We start from the raw sequence: 17230 nt of genomic DNA on the forward strand, positions 1-17230 counted from the left end.
TCCAATATTTTATTGATTTAAATTTGAATTCTATAATTCATAATCAATATAAATTACTTGGTGACGATAAATAACCCGGAATAGATCAAATGTAAATGCGGATAGGCGATGCCAGGATGACAGGACCGCATGCCGGCTCGCAGCGTGCTTGCTGCGGGGCGGTATGCGGAATGGGAACGGGGCAGGGTAGGTCGCAGGAAACATGGCGCAGCAACGCGCCGGCAGCGGGGCTGCGGCCAACGTTGGTGGGGCCGGGTGGGAAATGCGGGTATGGCGTGCGAATGCAGGCCGGCGGTGCGCTAGTGACGTCGGCGGGGCTTGCAAACGATGTCGGCGGGAGGACGTGGCGCACCTGGCTGGCCGCTGTGGCGGCTAGCCAGGTGCTACGCTGCGGCAGTGCTGCGGTGGCAGCTCAGGGCGTGGTGTTGCCCAGCAGCTGCTCTATCTTGGCCGCCGGGACGGCCCCGGCAACGCGCTCGTTATTGGCAAAGATCAGCGTCGGGGTGCCGGTAATGCGGTGGGTTCGCGCCAGTTTCGCCAGGTTGGTGATCGGGTTGTCGCACTCGCCGCTGCCCTCCGGCACGGTGTTGTCGTGCACCGACGCCAGCCAGGCCTTGGCGCGGTCCGGTGCGCACCAGATCTTGCGCGACTTCAGCGTCGCGCCGGGGTGCAGCTGCTCGATGGGGTACAGGAATACGTAGATGGTGACATCGTTGACCTTCTGCAGCTCGCGTTCCAGCTGCTTGCAGAACGGGCAATCCGGGTCCTCGAATACCGCCAGCTGGCGTTTGCCGTTGCCCTTGACGATCTTGATCGCCTGCTCGAAAGGCAGCTTGTTGAAGCTGATCTCGGACAGTACTTTCATGCGCTCGGCGCTCAGGCTTTGCCGGGTCTGGGCATTGATCAGATTGCCCTGGATCGCGTAGCTGACCTTTTCATCAACATAGAATAACTGGCCGACGGCATAAACCTCGTACAAGCCGGTCAGTGCCTCTTTTTTCACCGAGGCCACCTCTGCGCCGGGGAAGCGTTCTTCGAATGAGCGTTTCACCGATTGCTCGTCCGCTACCGCCAGTGCCGACAGCAAGGCGGTAATCAGCAGTGAACTGCGCAGCAGTATTCTCATGATGAATCTCCTGGTGGCCGATAAATGCAGAAAAGATCAATCCGATATAGTTCAGATTGGGTTTTGCTGCCGACTATTCATCATCTGTAATGGGCAGATTCATGTTTAATGGTGACTGTTTGTCATGGCTGGTTTTTATCGACATTGTCACAATGGCGGTGACACGGCTTTAGCGCGGGCATCTTCAGGTCACCCGTTTATCAACGATGTTCGTTGCCCTGCAGCGGCCTTTGCATGGCGACCAGTTGCGGTCCCGGCTTGCGGCAACCTTGTCGCCACGGCGTGCGTCGCTGGCCTGGCCGGCTGCTGGTAACGCGTAGTGGCATTACCGGTATGGTGATCATTGTTTTTAATTGGGCGCCATTTCAATAATATTGCCGATTGAATGTCATGGTGCCGTGCTGTTTCAGTTGAGTACACCTTTTGCCGGCCAAGTGTTTCGCCGTGGCGGCAAGGCCCGTGGCGCGACTGCAAGTTTTTAACATGTCATGAAATTTAAAATTAATGGGTGGCTTATTTGATGAGTGGCGCTGCCAGCACGGCGCAATCCGTCGCGCTGCCCGGACGTGACGCGCACCTGGCTGGTGCTGCCGGTGGCACCGCTACGGTGCAAGCCAGGCCTGACTTTGTGCGGGTTGAGCGGCAGGCGTTGTCTGTTGCTGGTGGTCAGTGGCTGCCGGATAAGGACGAGGCCTACCCGCTGCTGGCATGGCTGAAATGCGCTCTGTGCCAGGTGTTAAATACTGGTTATTTCCTTTGTAGAAAACTTTATTTCTTATTGCGTGTTACCGGTATTTTTAACATCAATAAATTATTTGATTTTCATGAACTGACCGCTAAGATCAATTTGAGTTTGCAGCAATGCGGTGGTGGCTGTCCGGGCCGGGGAGGCGGCGGATTGGCGATTGCGGCTGATTACAAAGCGATCTAAAGGGGAAGTGAGCTATGGGAAGCCGTCAGTCAATTGCGCGGTTGCTGCGCCTGAATCTGGGTGACACCACGCGGCAGATACTGGACCAGGCCGTCGATGCCGTGGTCAGTATTGATGACAATGACAATATCACCTATTTCAACCCCGCCGCCGAGCGGCTGTGGGGCTACAGCGCGCTGGAGGTGCTGGGCCAGAACGTGAAGCTGCTTGTGCCGCAGCTGATCCGCCACGATCACGACCGGCTGGTGAACGCCAACCGCGAAACCGGTGTCGACAAGATCGTCGGCAGCAGCCGCGAGGTGCTGATCGAGCGCAAGGATGGTGGCAAGGTGTGGGGCAGCCTGTCGCTGTCCAAGGTGCAGCAGGGCAGGTCGATCACCTACACCGCCTTCGTGCGCGACATCACCGCCGAACACACGGCGCGCGAAAGCATCCGGCAGACGCTGGAGCAGGCGCTGGATGCGGTGGTCAGCATCGACGAGCACAACCTGATCACCTTTTTCAATGCCGCGGCCGAGCGGCTGTGGGGCTACGCGCGCAGCGAGGTGCTGGGGCAGAACATCAAGATGCTGGTGCCCAAGGACATCCAGGGCAGCCACGACGGCTACGTCAACGCCAATCGCCATACCGGCCAGGACAAGATCGTCGGCACCAGCCGCGACGTGCCGGTCTTCCGCAAGGACGGCTCCCAGCTGTGGGGCAATCTGTCGCTGTCCAAGGTGGAGATCGAGGGTCGCATCACCTACACCGCCTTCGTCAAGGACATCACTAGGGAGCGCCAGGTGCGCGAGGCGCTGAACCAGACGCTGGAACAGGCACTGGACGCGGTGGTCAGCATCGATCCGGACAACAACGTCACCTTTTTCAACGCGGCGGCGGAGCTGCTGTGGGGCTACGACCGCAAGGAGGTGATCGGCCACAACGTGAAGATGCTGGTGCCGCAGATGATCCAGTCGCAGCACGACGAGCTGGTCAACGCCAACCGCCGCACCGGCGTCGACAAGATCGTCGGTACCAGCCGCGAGGTCTGCATCGAGCGCAAGGACGGCAGCAAGGTGTGGGGCAGCCTGTCGCTGTCGCGGGTGCGCTGCGGCGAGTACATCAGCTACACCGCCTTCGTGAAGGACGTGACCCGCGAGCGCGAGGCGCGCGAGATGATGAACCAGACGCTGGAGCAGGCGCTGGACGCGGTGGTCGCCATCGACGAGCACAATCTGGTCACCTTTTTCAACGCGGCAGCGGAGCGGCTGTGGGGTTACGACCGCAAGGAAGTGATCGGCCACAACGTGAAGATGCTGGTGCCGCAGGCGATCCAGAGTAATCACGACCATCTGGTCAACGCCAACCGCAGCAGCGGCCAGGACAAGATCGTCGGCACCAGCCGCGAGGTGGCCATTGAGCGCAAGGACGGCAGCAAGGTGTGGGGCATGCTGTCGTTGTCCAAGATCCGGCTGGAAGGGCGCATTGCCTACACCGCGTTCGTGAAGAACGTGCAGGGCGAGCACGAGAGCCGCGACACCACCGACGGCGCGATGAACGCGGTGCTGGCCTCCAGCAACCAGATCGGCCAGATCGTGTCGGTGATCGACGAGATCGCGGCGCAGACCAATCTGCTGTCGCTGAACGCGGCGATCGAGGCGGCGCGGGCCGGCGAGGCCGGTCGCGGCTTTGCCGTGGTGGCGGACGAGGTGCGCAAGCTGGCCTCGCGCTCGTCGTCCTCGGCCAAGGAGATCAACGGTCTGGTGGATGAAACCAAGCAGCGCATCAGCGAGCTGGCCAATTCGCTGCAGCGCCTGTCTGGCTAGCGCGCGCCGGCGCTTGTCGATGCGGCACGCCGACCGTCTGCCGACGGTCGGCGTTGTCATTGGCGGGGCGCCCTCAATTGCGCGCGACGATCTTGCCGCCGCCGCTTGGTCTGGCCCCATGGGGCCGCGCGCGATCATGCGCACCATTGTCAGGGCGGCAGAAACTGGCGTCGTCCGCAAGCACGCGCCTGACAAGTGCCGGCGGTCGCGGCATGATGGCGGCGGGCCGGAGCATGCTTGCGGCCAACCTTTGGAGCCGCCATGTCCTTGCTTGCTACCACTCGCCGCTGGGCGCATCAGCTAAAGCGCGATGTCGTCACCGTCTACTTCGCCGCACGCCATCCGGCCACGCCGCGCTGGCTGCGGCTGCTGGCCTTGCTGGTGGCCGCCTACGCGCTGAGCCCGATCGACCTGATCCCCGATTTTGTGCCGTTGCTCGGTTATGTCGATGACTTGCTGCTGCTGCCGCTCGGCTTGCTGCTGGTGCTGCGCTGTCTGCCGCCGGCGGTGCTGGCCGCCTGTCGCGAACAGGCGGCACAGCTGCTGACGCGACCGCGCAGCCACCGCGCGGCGGTGGTGATCGTCGGCCTGTGGCTGGGCAGCGCGCTGGCGCTGGCGTGGTACTACTGGCCGCGCTGAGCGCCTAGGTACCGGTTCTCGCGTTGCCGCAACTGATCTCAATGGCGCAATACGGCGTCAAGTACGCGCCAGGAAGGCGCCATTAGCACTGGTAAACGCCGCTTCCTCTGTCGTTTTCCCCTGTCTCGCGTGAGCGGGCGAGATCGTGAGCACGCTCTTACAGCAGCGTTTTCAGCGCCAGCCCGAGCACGGCGCAGCCGGCGATGACGTGGATCACGTTGCGCTTGAAGCGGAACAGCGCCACGGCCGCCAGCAGCGCAATCAGCAGCGACGGCCAGTCGAGGCCGCCGGCAAAGCCGTGCGGCCACAGTACGTGGTAGCCGAAGAACAGCGCCAGATTGAGGATCACGCCGACGACGGCGGCGGTGATGGCGGTCAGCGGTGCGGTGAACTTGAGGTCGCCATGGGTGGCCTCCACCAGCGGCCCGCCGGCGAGGATGAACAGGAAGGAGGGCAGGAAGGTGAACCAGGTCACCACGCCGGCGGCGACGGCCCCGGCGGCAAACAGCGCCTCCGGCCCGAACAGCGCCTGGCTGTAGGCGCCGACAAAACCGACGAAGGCCACCACCATGATCAGCGGCCCGGGCGTGGTTTCGCCCAGCGCCAGGCCGTCGATCATCTGCGTCGCCGTCAGCCAGCCGAAGTGCTCCACCGCGCCCTGATAGACATAGGGCAGCACCGCGTAGGCACCGCCGAAGGTCAGCAGCGCCGCCTTGCTGAAGAACCAGCCCATCTGCGGCAGCGTGTGCGACCAACCGTACGCCAGCGTCAGCAGCGCCATCGGCAGCAGCCACAGCAGCGCACCCACCACCAGCACCAGCCCCAGCCGGCGCCAGCGGAAGCGCGCGTGTGGCGGTGGCGGGGTGTCGTCGTCGATCAGCGCCGTACCGTAGGACTTGCCGGCGGCGGCGTGACCACCCGCACCGTGGAACGCGGCCGGCGCCAGGCGACCGCCGACATGGCCGGCCAGCGCGGCGGCGGCCACGATCAGCGGAAACGGCAGCCGCAGCACGAAGATGGCGACAAAGGACGCCGCCGCGATGCCCCACAGCAGCCGGTGGCGCAGCGCGCGCAGGCCGATGCGGTGCGCGGCCTGCAGCACGATGGCGGTGACCGCCGGCTTGATGCCGTAGAACAGGCCGGCCACCAGCGGCACCTCGCCGAAGGCGACGTACAGCCACGACAGCAGGATCAGCAGCAGCAGCGACGGCAGCACGAACAGCGCGCCGGCGATGATGCCGCCCACGCTGCGGTGCATCAGCCAGCCGATGTAGGTGGCCAGCTGCTGCGCCTCCGGGCCGGGCAGCAGCATGCAGTAGTTCAGCGCGTGCAGGAAACGGCGCTCGGACAGCCAGCGCCGCTTTTCCACCAGCTCCTGGTGCATGATGGCGATCTGTCCGGCCGGGCCGCCAAAGCTGATCAGCCCCAGCTTCAGCCAGAAACGGAAGGCCTGCCACAGGCTGACGGGGGCGGGGGGATCGCTGGTGGCGAGCTTGGCGGCGGTGGTATCGGGTGGCGTCATGGCGGTGGATGATCGGGGGTGACAGGCGCGGGCGCTTGCCCGGGCTTGCGGTTAACTTATCTTGCGGCCAACGTTGGCCGCACGGCGGTGCCGGCTGGCGGCATTGCTGGTCGCGGCAATGGCCTGCCAGCTTAGCGCGTTTGGCGTCACGCCGAAACGCCACCGCACGCCGCTGGCAAGCGCGCCCGTGCCGGCGATGGGCGAAGGCGGCACCATTATCTATGCTGTATAAAAGCCACGCCCGGCCGCGGCCGGCTGCATGGTCGGCCAGCGCTTCGGGTAACATGCGTGTCGAGGCCGGCGCGATGCCGGCCGGCGTGTTTGCGGCGCTTGTGTGTGGCACGGCCGCCGCTGTCGTTTCACCTGTCCCCTGCCGGTGCGGTATGGCCGGAGCGTAATCGAGGATCAATGTGGCATGACAGGTCATCCCCGTAATCGTTTTATCCTGCTGTCGATCACCAGCTACGTGTTGTGCGGGCTGTTGTGGATCCTGTTGTCCGATCACCTGTTGCTGCTGTTTGCCGATGCCGACGCGCTGACCCGGCTGTCGACCGCCAAGGGCATGTTCTTTGTCGTCGCCACCGCGGCGGTGTTCTTTTTCCTGCTGCGCGCGGTGCCGCCGGCTGAGGCGACGCAACGTGAATCGCTGCTCGCCACGCTGACGCTCAGCATCGACCGCGAGCGACGGCCGCACTGGTTCCTGTATCTGTTTGCGGTGGTGATCACCGCCGCGGTAATGCTGCTGCGCCTCAACATCCCGGTCGATTTCGCCGTGCGGCCGATGCTGATCCTGTTCATGCTGCCTATCGTGCTGTGCGCGCTGCTCGGCGGCCTCGGGCCGGGGCTGTTTGCCACCGCGCTTACCGCACTGGCCACCGATCTGGCGGCAGAGCCGCACTTCCACAGCACGGCCTCGTCCCCCTACGTGCAGCTGCAATGGGCGTCGCTGGTGCTCAACGGTATCGGCGTCAGCCTGCTCAGCGCCTTGCTGCGCCAGTCGCTGGCCAAGCAGGAGGTCAACCGCCGCCTGCTGGATGCGGTGGTGTCCGGCACCACCGACGCGGTGTTCGTCAAGGACGAGCAGGGCCGCTACCTGCTGGTCAATGCCGCCGCCGCCGCCTTTGTCGGCAAGCCGGTGCGCGACATCCTCGGCCGCGACGACCGTGAACTGTTCGACGCCGCCTCGGCACAGATGCTGATGGCCAAGGACCGCGAGGTGATGGCCGCCGGCGCGGTGCAGACCGCCGAAGAGCAGCTGACGCTGCCGGACGGCAAGGCGATGGTGTTTCTGGTCACCAAGGGGCCGATGTTCGATGGCAACGGTCGCATCAACGGCCTGTTCGGCATCTCGCGCGACATCACCGAGCGCAAGCGCATCGACGACGAGCTGCGCTATGTGCTGAACGAGGCCAGCGATGCGATCTGGGTGACCGCGGCCGACGGCCGCTTCCTGTTTGCCAACCCGGCCGCCTGCCGCCTGAGCGGCCTCCCGCTGCCACTGCTGGAGCAGCTGCACTTTATCGAGATCCTGGCGCCCGAGAGCCAGGCCGAGCTGCCGGCGCACCTGCAGCAGCTGCAGGCCGCCGCCTTCCTGCGCCGTGAATGGCAGCTGCGCCATGCCGACGGTCATCCGCTCACCGTCGAGCTGACCACCGGCCGCATGCAGGATGGCCGCTACATGATCTTCGGCCGCGATCTCTCCGAGAAAATGCGCGCCGAACTGGCGCTGCAGGAGCGCGAGCAGCAGCTGGCGCGGGTGATCAACGGCTCCGACCAGGGCTACTGGGACTGGAACCTGCAAACTAATGTCTTCGATGTCAGCGCGCGCTGGGAAACTATGCTCGGCTACGCGCCGGGGGAAACGGTGATCACCGTCGACCGCTGGCCGGACTACGTGCATCCGGAAGACCTGCCGCGGGCGATCGACTCCATCCAGCGCCATCTGTCCGGCGCGGCGCCCAGCCACGAGGTGGAGATCCGCTGCCTGTGCAAATCCGGCGCCTGGCGCTGGATGCTGTCGCGCGGCCGCATCGTGTCGTGGGACGCGCACGGCCTGCCGCTGATGATGTCCGGCACCCATACCGACATCACCGAGCGCAAGCTGTTCGAGCTGGCGCTGAAAGAGGCGGCGGTGGTGTTCGACAGCAGCTACGAGGGCATCATGGTGGTCAGCCCGGCCGGGCTGATCACCAAGGTCAACGCCGCTTTTTCGCGCATTACCGGCTACCGTTCGGACGAGGCGGTCGGCCAGTCGCCGAAGCTGCTGTCATCCGGCCAGCACGACGCCGCCTTTTACCGCGAGATGTGGGATTCGGTGCGGCAGCATGACTTCTGGCGTGGCGAAATCTGGAACCGGCGCCAGAACGGTGACTGCTACCCCGAACTGCTGTCCATCTCGGTGGTGCGCGACGAGCTGGGCCAGGTGCGCCACTACGTCGGCATCTTCTCCGACATCAGCCAGCTGAAGGCGCACGAGGCCGAGCTGGAGCGCATCGCCCACTTCGACCCGCTGACCGGCCTGCCGAACCGGCGCCTGCTGTCGGACCGGCTGGGGCAGGCGATCCGGCACACCGCGCGCAGCGGCAAATCCTGCGCCGTCTGCTTCCTCGACCTGGACGGCTTCAAGGCGATCAACGACCAGTACGGCCATGCCGCCGGCGACCAGCTGCTGATCGGCGTCACCGACAACCTGAAGGCGGTGCTGCGCGCCGACGACACCCTGGCGCGGCTGGGCGGCGACGAGTTCGTGGTGCTGCTGGTGGACGTGGCCGGCAGCGAGGAGTGCGCGCTGGTGCTGGAGCGGCTGCTGGCGGCGATCCAGCAGGAAGTCCGCCTTGGCGATGCGGTGGTGCGCGCCTCGGCCAGCATCGGCGTCAGCCTCTATCCGCAAGACAATGCCGACGCCGATACCCTGCTGCGCCATGCCGACCAGGCGATGTACCTGGCCAAGGATGCCGGCAAGAACCGCTACCAGATGTTCGACCCGGAAAGCGACCGCAAGGCGCAGGCACACCGCAAGGAGCTGGAGCTGCTGCGCCACGCGCTGGACAACGGCGAGTTCGTGCTCTACTACCAGCCGAAGGTGGACCTGGAGAACGGCGACATCATCGGCGCCGAGGCACTGATCCGCTGGCGCCACCCCGAGCGCGGCCTGCTGCCGCCGGGCGCCTTCCTGCCGCTGCTGCACGGCAGCGAGCTGGAAAACGCGGTCGACGAGTGGGTGATCAACGCCGCGCTGGCGCAGGCGTCGGCGTGGCACGACGCCGGGCTGGTGATGCGCGTCAGCGTCAATGTCAGTGCCGGCTACCTGCTGGCGCCGACCTTCTATCCCGATCTGGCGCGTGCGCTGCACCGCCACGGCAATGTGCCGCCGGCACACCTGGAGCTGGAGGTGCTGGAGACGGCGGCCATCGCCGACATGGAACAGGCGGTCGCCATCCTGCAGCGTTGCCGCCAGCTGGGCGTGCACTTTGCGCTGGATGACTTCGGCACCGGCTATTCGTCGCTGACCTATCTGCGCAAGCTGCCGGTCGACACCCTCAAGATCGACCAGAGCTTCGTGCGCGACATGCTCACCGACGCCGACGATCTGGGCATCGTCGAGGGCGTGATCCAGCTGGCGACGGTGTTCGAGCGGCAGGTGATCGCCGAAGGGGTGGAAACGCTGCAGCACGGCGCGGTGCTGCGCCGGCTCGGCTGCCGGCTGGTGCAGGGCTACGGCATTGCGCGGCCGCTGGCCGCCGACGCCTTTCCGCACTGGTGCCGGCAGTGGCAGACCGATGCCGCCTGGCGCGCGCTCACCGAGGCCTCCTGAGCGCCGGCGCAGGCCGCCGGCACATTGTCCATCCCCATTTTCCGGGTCGATTCCGCCATGCCGAGATTTGCCTTTTCCCCGCCGCATCCCCGCCTCGCGTTGCGCGTGGCGCTCAGCCACCACGTCGCCAACGGCCTGTCGGCGGCGCTGGGGCTGCTGCTGATCTCCGCCGCGGTGCACCTGTGGCTGGGCGCCATCGCTGCTGCGGCGGCCTCGGTCGGCGTGGTGGTGTGCATTCCGCCGGACCAGCCGGCGCCGCGCCGCGGCAAGCTGCGGCAACTGCTGCCGGCGGCGCTGCTCGGCCTGCCGCTGTTCCTCGGCGTGCGGCTGCTGCATGCCGATCCTCTGCAGCTTGGCTTGCTGCTGCTGCCGGCCACCTTCATCGCCTTTCTTGCCGCCGCCTGGGGCAAGCGCGGCATTCCGCTGTCGGTGTCGATCATGTTCGCGATGCTGTTTGCAATGGCGATGCCGGCGCACGACGGCACCGCGCCGGTGCTGGCCAGCAGCCTGCACTTCGCGCTCGGCGCCGGCCTGTACCTGCTGTGGGCGACGCTGGCCAATGCGCTGCTTAACGGCCGTTACCGGGTGCAGCTGCTGGCCGATACCCTGCTGGCGCTGGCGGAGCTGATGCAGCTGCAGGCACAGCAATTCCTGCCGCCGGACAGCGACGAGCGGCGTCGGGCGCCGTTGATCGGCCGCCTGCTGCGTGAACAGGCGGCGCTGACCGACCAGCTGCAAAGCGCGCGCAACATCCTGCTGGAGTCGCCGCGCACGCCACGGCGGCAACAGCTGGCGGCGATGCTGCTGCAGGTGCTGGAAATGCGCGACCACCTGCTGGCCTGCGAGCTGGATCTGGACGCGCTGAAATCCCGCCCCGGTCACGCGCCGGTGCTGGGTGTGCTGCACGAGGTGCTCCAAACGTTGGCCGCAGACATTGCGCAGCTGGCCGACAAGCTGCTGTACGGGCGCACGCCATCGCCGGTCGCCAGCCTGCGGCCGCTGCTGGCCACGCTGCACTGGGCGGAAACGGCGCCGGCCGAGGCACAGATGCCATCGGCGGCGATGCTGGCGCGCGGGCTGGCCAACCGCGTCGGCAACATCAACGACGAGGTGGTGCGGCTGGTGGCGCTGGCGCGCGGCGAGCAGGCGCCGGATCTGGCGGGGGTGCGCGCCAGCTGGCAACTGTTCGTCAGCCCCACCGCGTGGTCGTGGCGGCCGTTTGCCGGGCTGTGGCGCTGGGATGCGCCGCCGCTGCGTCACGCCATCCGTGCCGCGCTGGCGGTCGGCGCCGCCTATGCGCTGGCGCAGGTGCTGCCGTGGGTGGCGCACGATTACTGGATCCTGCTGACCATCGTGGTGGTGCTGCGTGGCAGTCTGGCGCAGACGCTGGAGCGGCGTAACAGCCGCGTTGCCGGTACCCTGCTCGGTTGCGTGATTGCCGGCGCGTTGCTGGCGCTGCAGCCGTCGCCGTGGCTGTTGCTGCTGGCGGTGACGCTGGCGCAGGCCTTCGCCCATGCCTTTGCCGTGCGCCGCTACCTGGTGACGGCGGTGGCCGCTACCGTGCTCGGCCTGTTGCAGGCGCACATGCTGCACGCCGGCGCCAGCCCGGTGTTCGGCGTGCCGGAGCGCATTGCCGACACCCTGATCGGCGTGGCCATCGCCTGGGCGTGCAGCTATGTGCTGCCGTCGTGGGAGCGGCATCAGATCCCGGCGCTGGTGGCGCGCACCCTCGGCGCGCAGGCGCGCCATGCCCGCGTGGCACTGGGGCTGGGCCAGTTGCAGGCGATCGACAACGATCCGGAGCTGGCTTGGCGCCTGGCGCGGCGCGAGGCCTACGACAGCCTGTCGGCGCTGGTGCAGGCGACGCAGCGCTCGCTGGCCGAGCCGCGCGCGGTGCGACCGCCGCTGGCGCCACTGGGGCTGCTGCTGGCGCACAGTTACCAGCTGTTGGCGCAGCTGACGGCGGTGAAGAGCATGCTGCTGTTGCGCCGCGACCGCCTGCAGCCGGAGCAGATCCGCCAGCCGCTGCAGCAGGCGGCGCTGTCCATCGACAGCGCGCTGCAGCACGCCGGTGGCGCGGCGGTCGCGGCGGCGGAAGCGGCACCGGGGCCGGTGCTGCTGCCCGATCCGTTCGAGAGCGATCTCAGTCCGTGGCTGCTGCGCCGGCTGGAGCTGGCGACCCGCCTCGCCGGCCAGCTGCGGCAGGATGCCGATCAGGTGCTGGCGCCGCCGGCACGGGCCAAACCGGCCGCCGCGGCCGAACAAGATTGAACAGGCACTCGCTTTCAGCGCCGCCAGGCGGCGACGCGCTTGCTGCCTTCCAGCAGCAGCAGGGTGGCGCAGCCCAGCGCAAACGCCGCCAGCCATAGCCCCGGCGCCGGCGGCACGAAGCCGAAGGCGCCGGCCAGTGCCGGGATACTGGTGATCAGCAACAGGCTGAGCAGGGTGCCGCCCAGCACCCACGCCGCCACCGTCGACAGACCACCGAACAACGCCTGCCAGCCGCTCTGTGCCGAGCGGTTGGGCAGGATCAGCAGCGCATTGGCGCTGACCAGCACAATGAAGGTCAGCGCCCGCGCCGTCGCGTCGTCGAGTGCCGCCGCCAGGCTGGCGGCGTAGGCGACGCCGCAGCTGAGCAGCACCAGCGTGCCCTGCGCCAGTGCCAGCAGCAGCTGTGGTCGCGACAGCAGCGTTTCGTCGGCGCGGCGTGGCGGCTGCTGCATCTGCTGCGCCCGTTCCGGCTCGGCCTCGAACACGATGGAGCAGGCGGGGTCGATCAGCAGCTCCAGAAAGGCGATGTGGATCGGCGCCAGGATCAGCGGCATGCCGAACAGCAGCGGCAGCATCGACAGCCCGATGATCGGTATGTGCACCGCCAGCGTGTAGCTCATCGCCTGGCGCAGGTTGGCGAAGATGCGCCGCCCGAGGCGGATCGCCGTCACGATGGCGGTGAAGTCGTCGTCCAGCAGCACCAGTGCGGCGGCCTCGCGCGCCACGTCGGTGCCGCGCTTGCCCATCGCGATGCCGATGTGCGCGGCCTTCAGCGCCGGCGCGTCGTTGACGCCGTCGCCGGTCATCGCCACCACCTCGCCGGCGGCCTTCAGCGCGTTGACGATGGCCAGCTTCTGCTGCGGCGTGACCCGCGCGTACACGTTGACGCCGGCCAGCTGCCGCCCAAGGTTGGCCGCATTGTCGCCCAGTGCCGCAAGCTCGGCGCCGGTCAGCGTGCCGCGACTGGCGATGCCGGCCTGGCGGGCGATGGCGCGCGCGGTGTGCGGGTGGTCGCCGGTGATCATCAGCACGCGGATGCCAGCCTGCTGGCACTCGCGGATGGCGGCGGGCACTTCCGGGCGCAGCGGATCGGCAAAGCCGACCAGGCCGAGCAGCTCGAAGTCAAAATCATGCTGCAGCGACGGCCACTCCCGGTGCGGACTGTGGCGTGCCTTGGCGATGCCCAGCACGCGCAGGCCGCGGTCGGCAAGCGTCGCCGCGTCCGCGATCAGGCGTGCACGCGCCGCGTCCGGCAGGTGGCACAGCTCGGCAATCGCCTCTGGTGCGCCCTTGGCGGCGACCACGTCGTCGTCGTCGCTGTCCTGCCGCCACAGGTGCGACATCGCCAGCAGCGCCGGCGACAGCTCGTACTCGCGCGCCAGCGACCACGCCGGGTGCAGGTGTTCGGTATCGGCCAGATAGGTGCGCGCATAGTGGTGAAAGGCCTGTTCCATCGGGTCGTGCGGTTCGATCTCGCTGGCCAGCACCGCGTACTCCAGCAGCTCGTGATAGGCCTCCGGCAGCTCGCCGCCGGGCAGCTGGCCGGTGTCCAGCAGCTGGCCGTCCACCGCCAGTGCCGCCAGCGCCATGCGGTTCTGCGTCAGGGTGCCGGTCTTGTCGACACACAGCACCGTGGTTTCCCCCAGCGTCTCGATGGCGTTCAGGCGCCGCGTCAGCACCTGGTGGCTGGCGATGCGGCGCGCGCCCAGCGCCAGGAACACGATCATGATCACCGGGAATTCCTGCGGCAGGATGCCCATCGCCAGTGTGATGCCGGCCAGCAGCGCGTCCAGCCAGCTGTCGCGCAGCAGCCAGTACAGCAGCGCCAGCAGCAGGCACAGGCCGACGCCCAAGAGCGCCAGCTGCCGCGTCAGCCGCGCGATCTCGTCGCGCAGCGGCGAGGCCTCGACGGCGATGGTGGTCAGTGATTTGCCGATGCGGCCCAGCTCGGTGCGCTGGCCGGTGGCGCACACCTGCAGCAGCCCCTGGCCGCGCACCACCAGCGTGCCGGCGTAGGCCGGCTCGCGCTGGCCGAACTTGGCCACCGGCTCCGATTCTCCGCTGAGCATCGATTCGTCGGTGGCCAGCTCGTGCGCCTGCAGCACCACGCCGTCGGCCGGAATGCGGTCGCCCTCGCTGAGGATCAGGATGTCGTCGCGCACTACCTCGCGCCCGGCGATGCGCTGCGCCTCTCCGTCGCGGATCACCAGCGCGCGCGGGCTGGACAGATCGCGCAGTGCCTCCAGCGCGTTCTCGGTGCGCCGCTCCTGCACGATGGTGACGGTCATGATGATGGCGACGAAGCCGAGCAGGATCAGCGCCTCGTGTGCGTCGCCCATCGCCAGGTAGATGGCGCCGGCACCCAGCAGTAGCAGGAACATCGGCTCGCGCACCACCTCGCCGGCGATGGCGGCCAGGCTGCGGCGCTGCTCGGTGCCCAGCTCGTTGGCGCCTTCGGCGGCCAGCCGGGCGCGGGCAACGCTGTGGCTGAGTCCGCGGGGAAAGGCTTCGCTCATGACGGCTCCGGCAGGGGAAACAGGACAGGGATGCGTATAGCGGTTATAGCAACTGCTGCCGGCATTGGCGGTAGGGAGAGGCGTTCGCTTTTGGCGGGCGGTGCCGGCTGACGCCGCTTACCGCGGGCGCAGGGCGTGCAGGGAGGAAACGGCTCAGTCGCCGGGCAGCGTCGCGCGTGGCAGTTGCAGCCGCTGGCGCAGGCGGTCGAGTACGCCTTCGCGCTGCAGCTGGCGGAACAGGCTGGCATAACGGCGGCTTAGCTGTGGCGCGGTGCCGGGGCTGAACGCGAGGTACAGCGGGGTGGACAGCGCCGGCAGCGGCAACACCGGCTGCAGCAGCCGTGGATCCAGGCCCAGCTCGCGCGTTCGCCAGGCCAGCACCAGGGAGTTGGAGAACGGCAGCAGGTCGATGCGGCCGGCGTACAGCTTGCGGATATTGGACTGGTCGTCGCTGCTTTGCTGCAGGTTGCGCTCGTAGGCAAAGCCCTGCTGCAGCAGGTAGTCCGCCTTCATGTCCCGTGCGGTCACCCCCAGCTGCCAGCGCTGAGCCTGTTGCAGCGTGACGGGGTTGACCTCGGGGCGGTCGGCAAGGCGCCACAGTTTGGCATCACCGCTGGCGATGCGGCCGACCCAGCCGTAGCGCGCTTCACGTTGCGGTGTGCGGCCAAGACAGAAGATCAGCAGTCCGGGCGTGGTTTCCGCCATCTGGTAGGCGCGCGGCCACGGCAGGAACTGCACCGCCAGCGTATCGCCGTTGCGCGCCGCCAGCGCTTGCGCCGCTTCCAGCGCCAGCCCCCACGGCGCCGGCTGCTCGCTCTGGAATGGCGGGAATTCGGTGGTGACGGCGTGGATGACGGCCGCCGTGGCCGGAGTGGACAACAATAGCAGGCACAACAACAGCGATAACAGCGGGCGCGGCATCATGATGCCCTGATGATTTTTTGATAAACGGCAGCATGAACGCAAGCCGGGCAATCTTCAAGCATTCCAGCATGGCGCAGCGCAGCGTAAGTCCCTAAAATGGGGCGGTTATCCCCACAGCCGCTACGCTGGAGAACACATCAATGGCTATCATCCGTCAGGAAGACTTTATCCAGAGCATCGCCGATGCTTTTCAGTACATCAGTTGCTATCACCCTAAGGATTACATTGACGCGCTGTACAAGGCGTATCAGCACGAGGAAAGCCCCGCCGCCAAGGACGCGATGGCGCAGATCCTGATCAACAGCCGCATGTGTGCCGAAGGCCGCCGTCCGATCTGCCAGGATACCGGCATTGCCGTGGTGTTCCTGAAGGTGGGCATGAAGGTGCAGTGGGACAGCACGCTCTCCGTGCAGGAAATGGTCAACGAAGGCGTGCGTCGCGCCTACAACAACCCGGACAACAAGCTGCGCGCCTCGGTGCTGCTGGATCCGGCCGGCCTGCGAAAGAACTCCAAGGACAACACCCCGGCCGTGGTGCACTTCGAGATCGTCGAAGGCGACGGCGTGGAAGTGATCTGCGCCGCCAAGGGCGGTGGCTCCGAGAACAAGTCCAAGTTCTACGCGCTGAACCCGTCCGACTCCATCGTCGACTGGGTGATCAAGACCGTACCGACCATGGGCGCCGGCTGGTGTCCGCCGGGCATCCTCGGCATCGGTATCGGCGGTACGCCGGAAAAGGCGATGCTGCTGGCCAAAGAGTCGCTGATGGACCACGTCGACATCCACGAGCTGAAGGCCAAGGCCGCCAGCGGCGCGGAACTGACCAAGGTCGAAGCGCTGCGCCTGGAGATCTTCGAGAAGGTCAACGCGCTGGGCATCGGTGCGCAAGGCCTCGGTGGCCTGACCACCGTGCTGGACGTGAAGATCCTCGACTACCCGACCCACGCGGCATCCTTGCCGGTGGCGATGATCCCGAACTGCGCCGCCACCCGCCACATCCACTTCCATCTCGATGGCAGCGGCCCGGCGCACCTGGAAACGCCGAAGCTGGAAGACTGGCCGGAAATCACCTACGACACCAGTAACGGCAAGCGTGTCGACCTCAACAATATCACCCGCGAAGAAGTGGCCAGCTGGCAGCCGGGCGACGTGCTGCTGCTCAACGGCAAGATCCTGACCGGCCGCGACGCCGCGCACAAGCGCATGATCGACATGCTGAACAAGGGCGAGAAGCTGCCGGTGGACTTCACCAACCGCTTCATCTACTACGTCGGCCCGGTGGATCCGGTGCGTGACGAAGTGGTCGGCCCGGCCGGCCCGACGACCGCCACCCGCATGGACAAGTTCACCCGCCAGATGCTGGAGCAGACCGGCCTCTTGGGCATGATCGGCAAGGCCGAGCGCGGCCCGGCGGCGATCGATGCCATCCGCGACAACAAGGCGGTTTACCTGATGGCGGTCGGCGGCTCGGCCTACCTCGTGTCCAAGGCGATCAAGGCCTCCAAGGTGGTCGGCTTCGAAGACCTCGGTATGGAAGCGATCTACGAGTTCGACGTGCAGGACATGCCGGTGACCGTGGCCGTGGATTCCTGTGGCACGTCGGTGCACAACACCGGCCCGGCCGAGTGGCGCGTGAAGATCGGCAAGATCCCGGTCAGCGCCGTCTGATCCGGCTTGCGGCCA

At 66.8% G+C, this 17230-nt stretch carries 10 protein-coding genes; 6 read left to right on the top strand and 4 right to left on the bottom strand.

Annotated elements, in window-relative coordinates:
- Positions 1–412: 412 nt before the first annotated feature.
- Positions 413–1126: a DsbC family protein gene (locus tag PQU89_RS00720; RefSeq protein WP_272764149.1), complete on the bottom strand. Its 714-nt coding sequence runs from the start codon at positions 1124–1126 to the stop codon at positions 413–415.
- A gap of 520 nt (positions 1127–1646) precedes the next feature.
- On the opposite strand from PQU89_RS00720, the gene PQU89_RS00725 reads away from it, so the two are divergent.
- The 3 genes from PQU89_RS00725 to PQU89_RS00735 all read left to right on the top strand — a co-directional run bounded on the left by PQU89_RS00725 (position 1647) and on the right by PQU89_RS00735 (position 4501).
- Positions 1647–2057, top strand: a complete 411-nt coding sequence (locus PQU89_RS00725; protein ID WP_272764150.1) for a hypothetical protein — start codon at positions 1647–1649, stop codon at positions 2055–2057.
- A 14-nt stretch (positions 2058–2071) separates the two neighbouring features.
- Entirely contained in the window at positions 2072–3862 is a 1791-nt protein-coding gene (locus PQU89_RS00730) for a PAS domain S-box protein (protein ID WP_272764151.1), read from the top strand.
- Positions 3863–4123: 261 nt separating this feature from the next.
- Positions 4124–4501 (top strand): YkvA family protein, encoded by a 378-nt coding sequence (locus PQU89_RS00735; RefSeq protein WP_272764152.1) that lies wholly within the window; start codon positions 4124–4126, stop codon positions 4499–4501.
- Between the two features lie 157 nt (positions 4502–4658).
- On the opposite strand, the gene chrA is transcribed toward PQU89_RS00735, so the two are convergent.
- The gene (gene chrA / locus PQU89_RS00740; protein WP_272764153.1) at positions 4659–6023 is read right to left on the bottom strand and encodes a chromate efflux transporter; all 1365 of its coding nucleotides are present in this window, start codon (positions 6021–6023) and stop codon (positions 4659–4661) included.
- 415 nt (positions 6024–6438) lie between these two features.
- On the opposite strand from chrA, the gene PQU89_RS00745 reads away from it, so the two are divergent.
- On the top strand, positions 6439–9837 hold the full coding sequence (locus PQU89_RS00745; RefSeq protein ID WP_272764154.1) for an EAL domain-containing protein: 3399 nt from the start codon (positions 6439–6441) through the stop codon (positions 9835–9837).
- Positions 9838–9894: 57 nt separating this feature from the next.
- Positions 9895–12108 (top strand): FUSC family protein, encoded by a 2214-nt coding sequence (locus tag PQU89_RS00750; RefSeq protein WP_272764155.1) that lies wholly within the window; start codon positions 9895–9897, stop codon positions 12106–12108.
- Between the two features lie 14 nt (positions 12109–12122).
- Here the strand turns inward: PQU89_RS00750 and PQU89_RS00755 are convergent, their stop codons facing one another.
- Together PQU89_RS00755 and PQU89_RS00760 are read right to left on the bottom strand one after the other, a co-directional pair.
- Complete coding sequence (locus PQU89_RS00755) at positions 12123–14624, bottom strand: cation-translocating P-type ATPase (protein WP_272764156.1); 2502 nt, start codon at positions 14622–14624, stop codon at positions 12123–12125.
- A gap of 153 nt (positions 14625–14777) precedes the next feature.
- On the bottom strand, positions 14778–15548 hold the full coding sequence (locus tag PQU89_RS00760) for a transporter substrate-binding domain-containing protein (RefSeq protein ID WP_272764157.1): 771 nt from the start codon (positions 15546–15548) through the stop codon (positions 14778–14780).
- 140 nt (positions 15549–15688) lie between these two features.
- Between PQU89_RS00760 and PQU89_RS00765 the strand changes: the two genes are divergently transcribed.
- The gene (locus PQU89_RS00765) at positions 15689–17215 is read left to right on the top strand and encodes a fumarate hydratase (protein ID WP_272758640.1); all 1527 of its coding nucleotides are present in this window, start codon (positions 15689–15691) and stop codon (positions 17213–17215) included.
- Positions 17216–17230 lie beyond the last annotated feature (15 nt).

Origin of the sequence: Vogesella indigofera (genome assembly GCF_028548395.1) — a bacterium.
Lineage (GTDB): Bacteria > Pseudomonadota > Gammaproteobacteria > Burkholderiales > Chromobacteriaceae > Vogesella > Vogesella indigofera_A.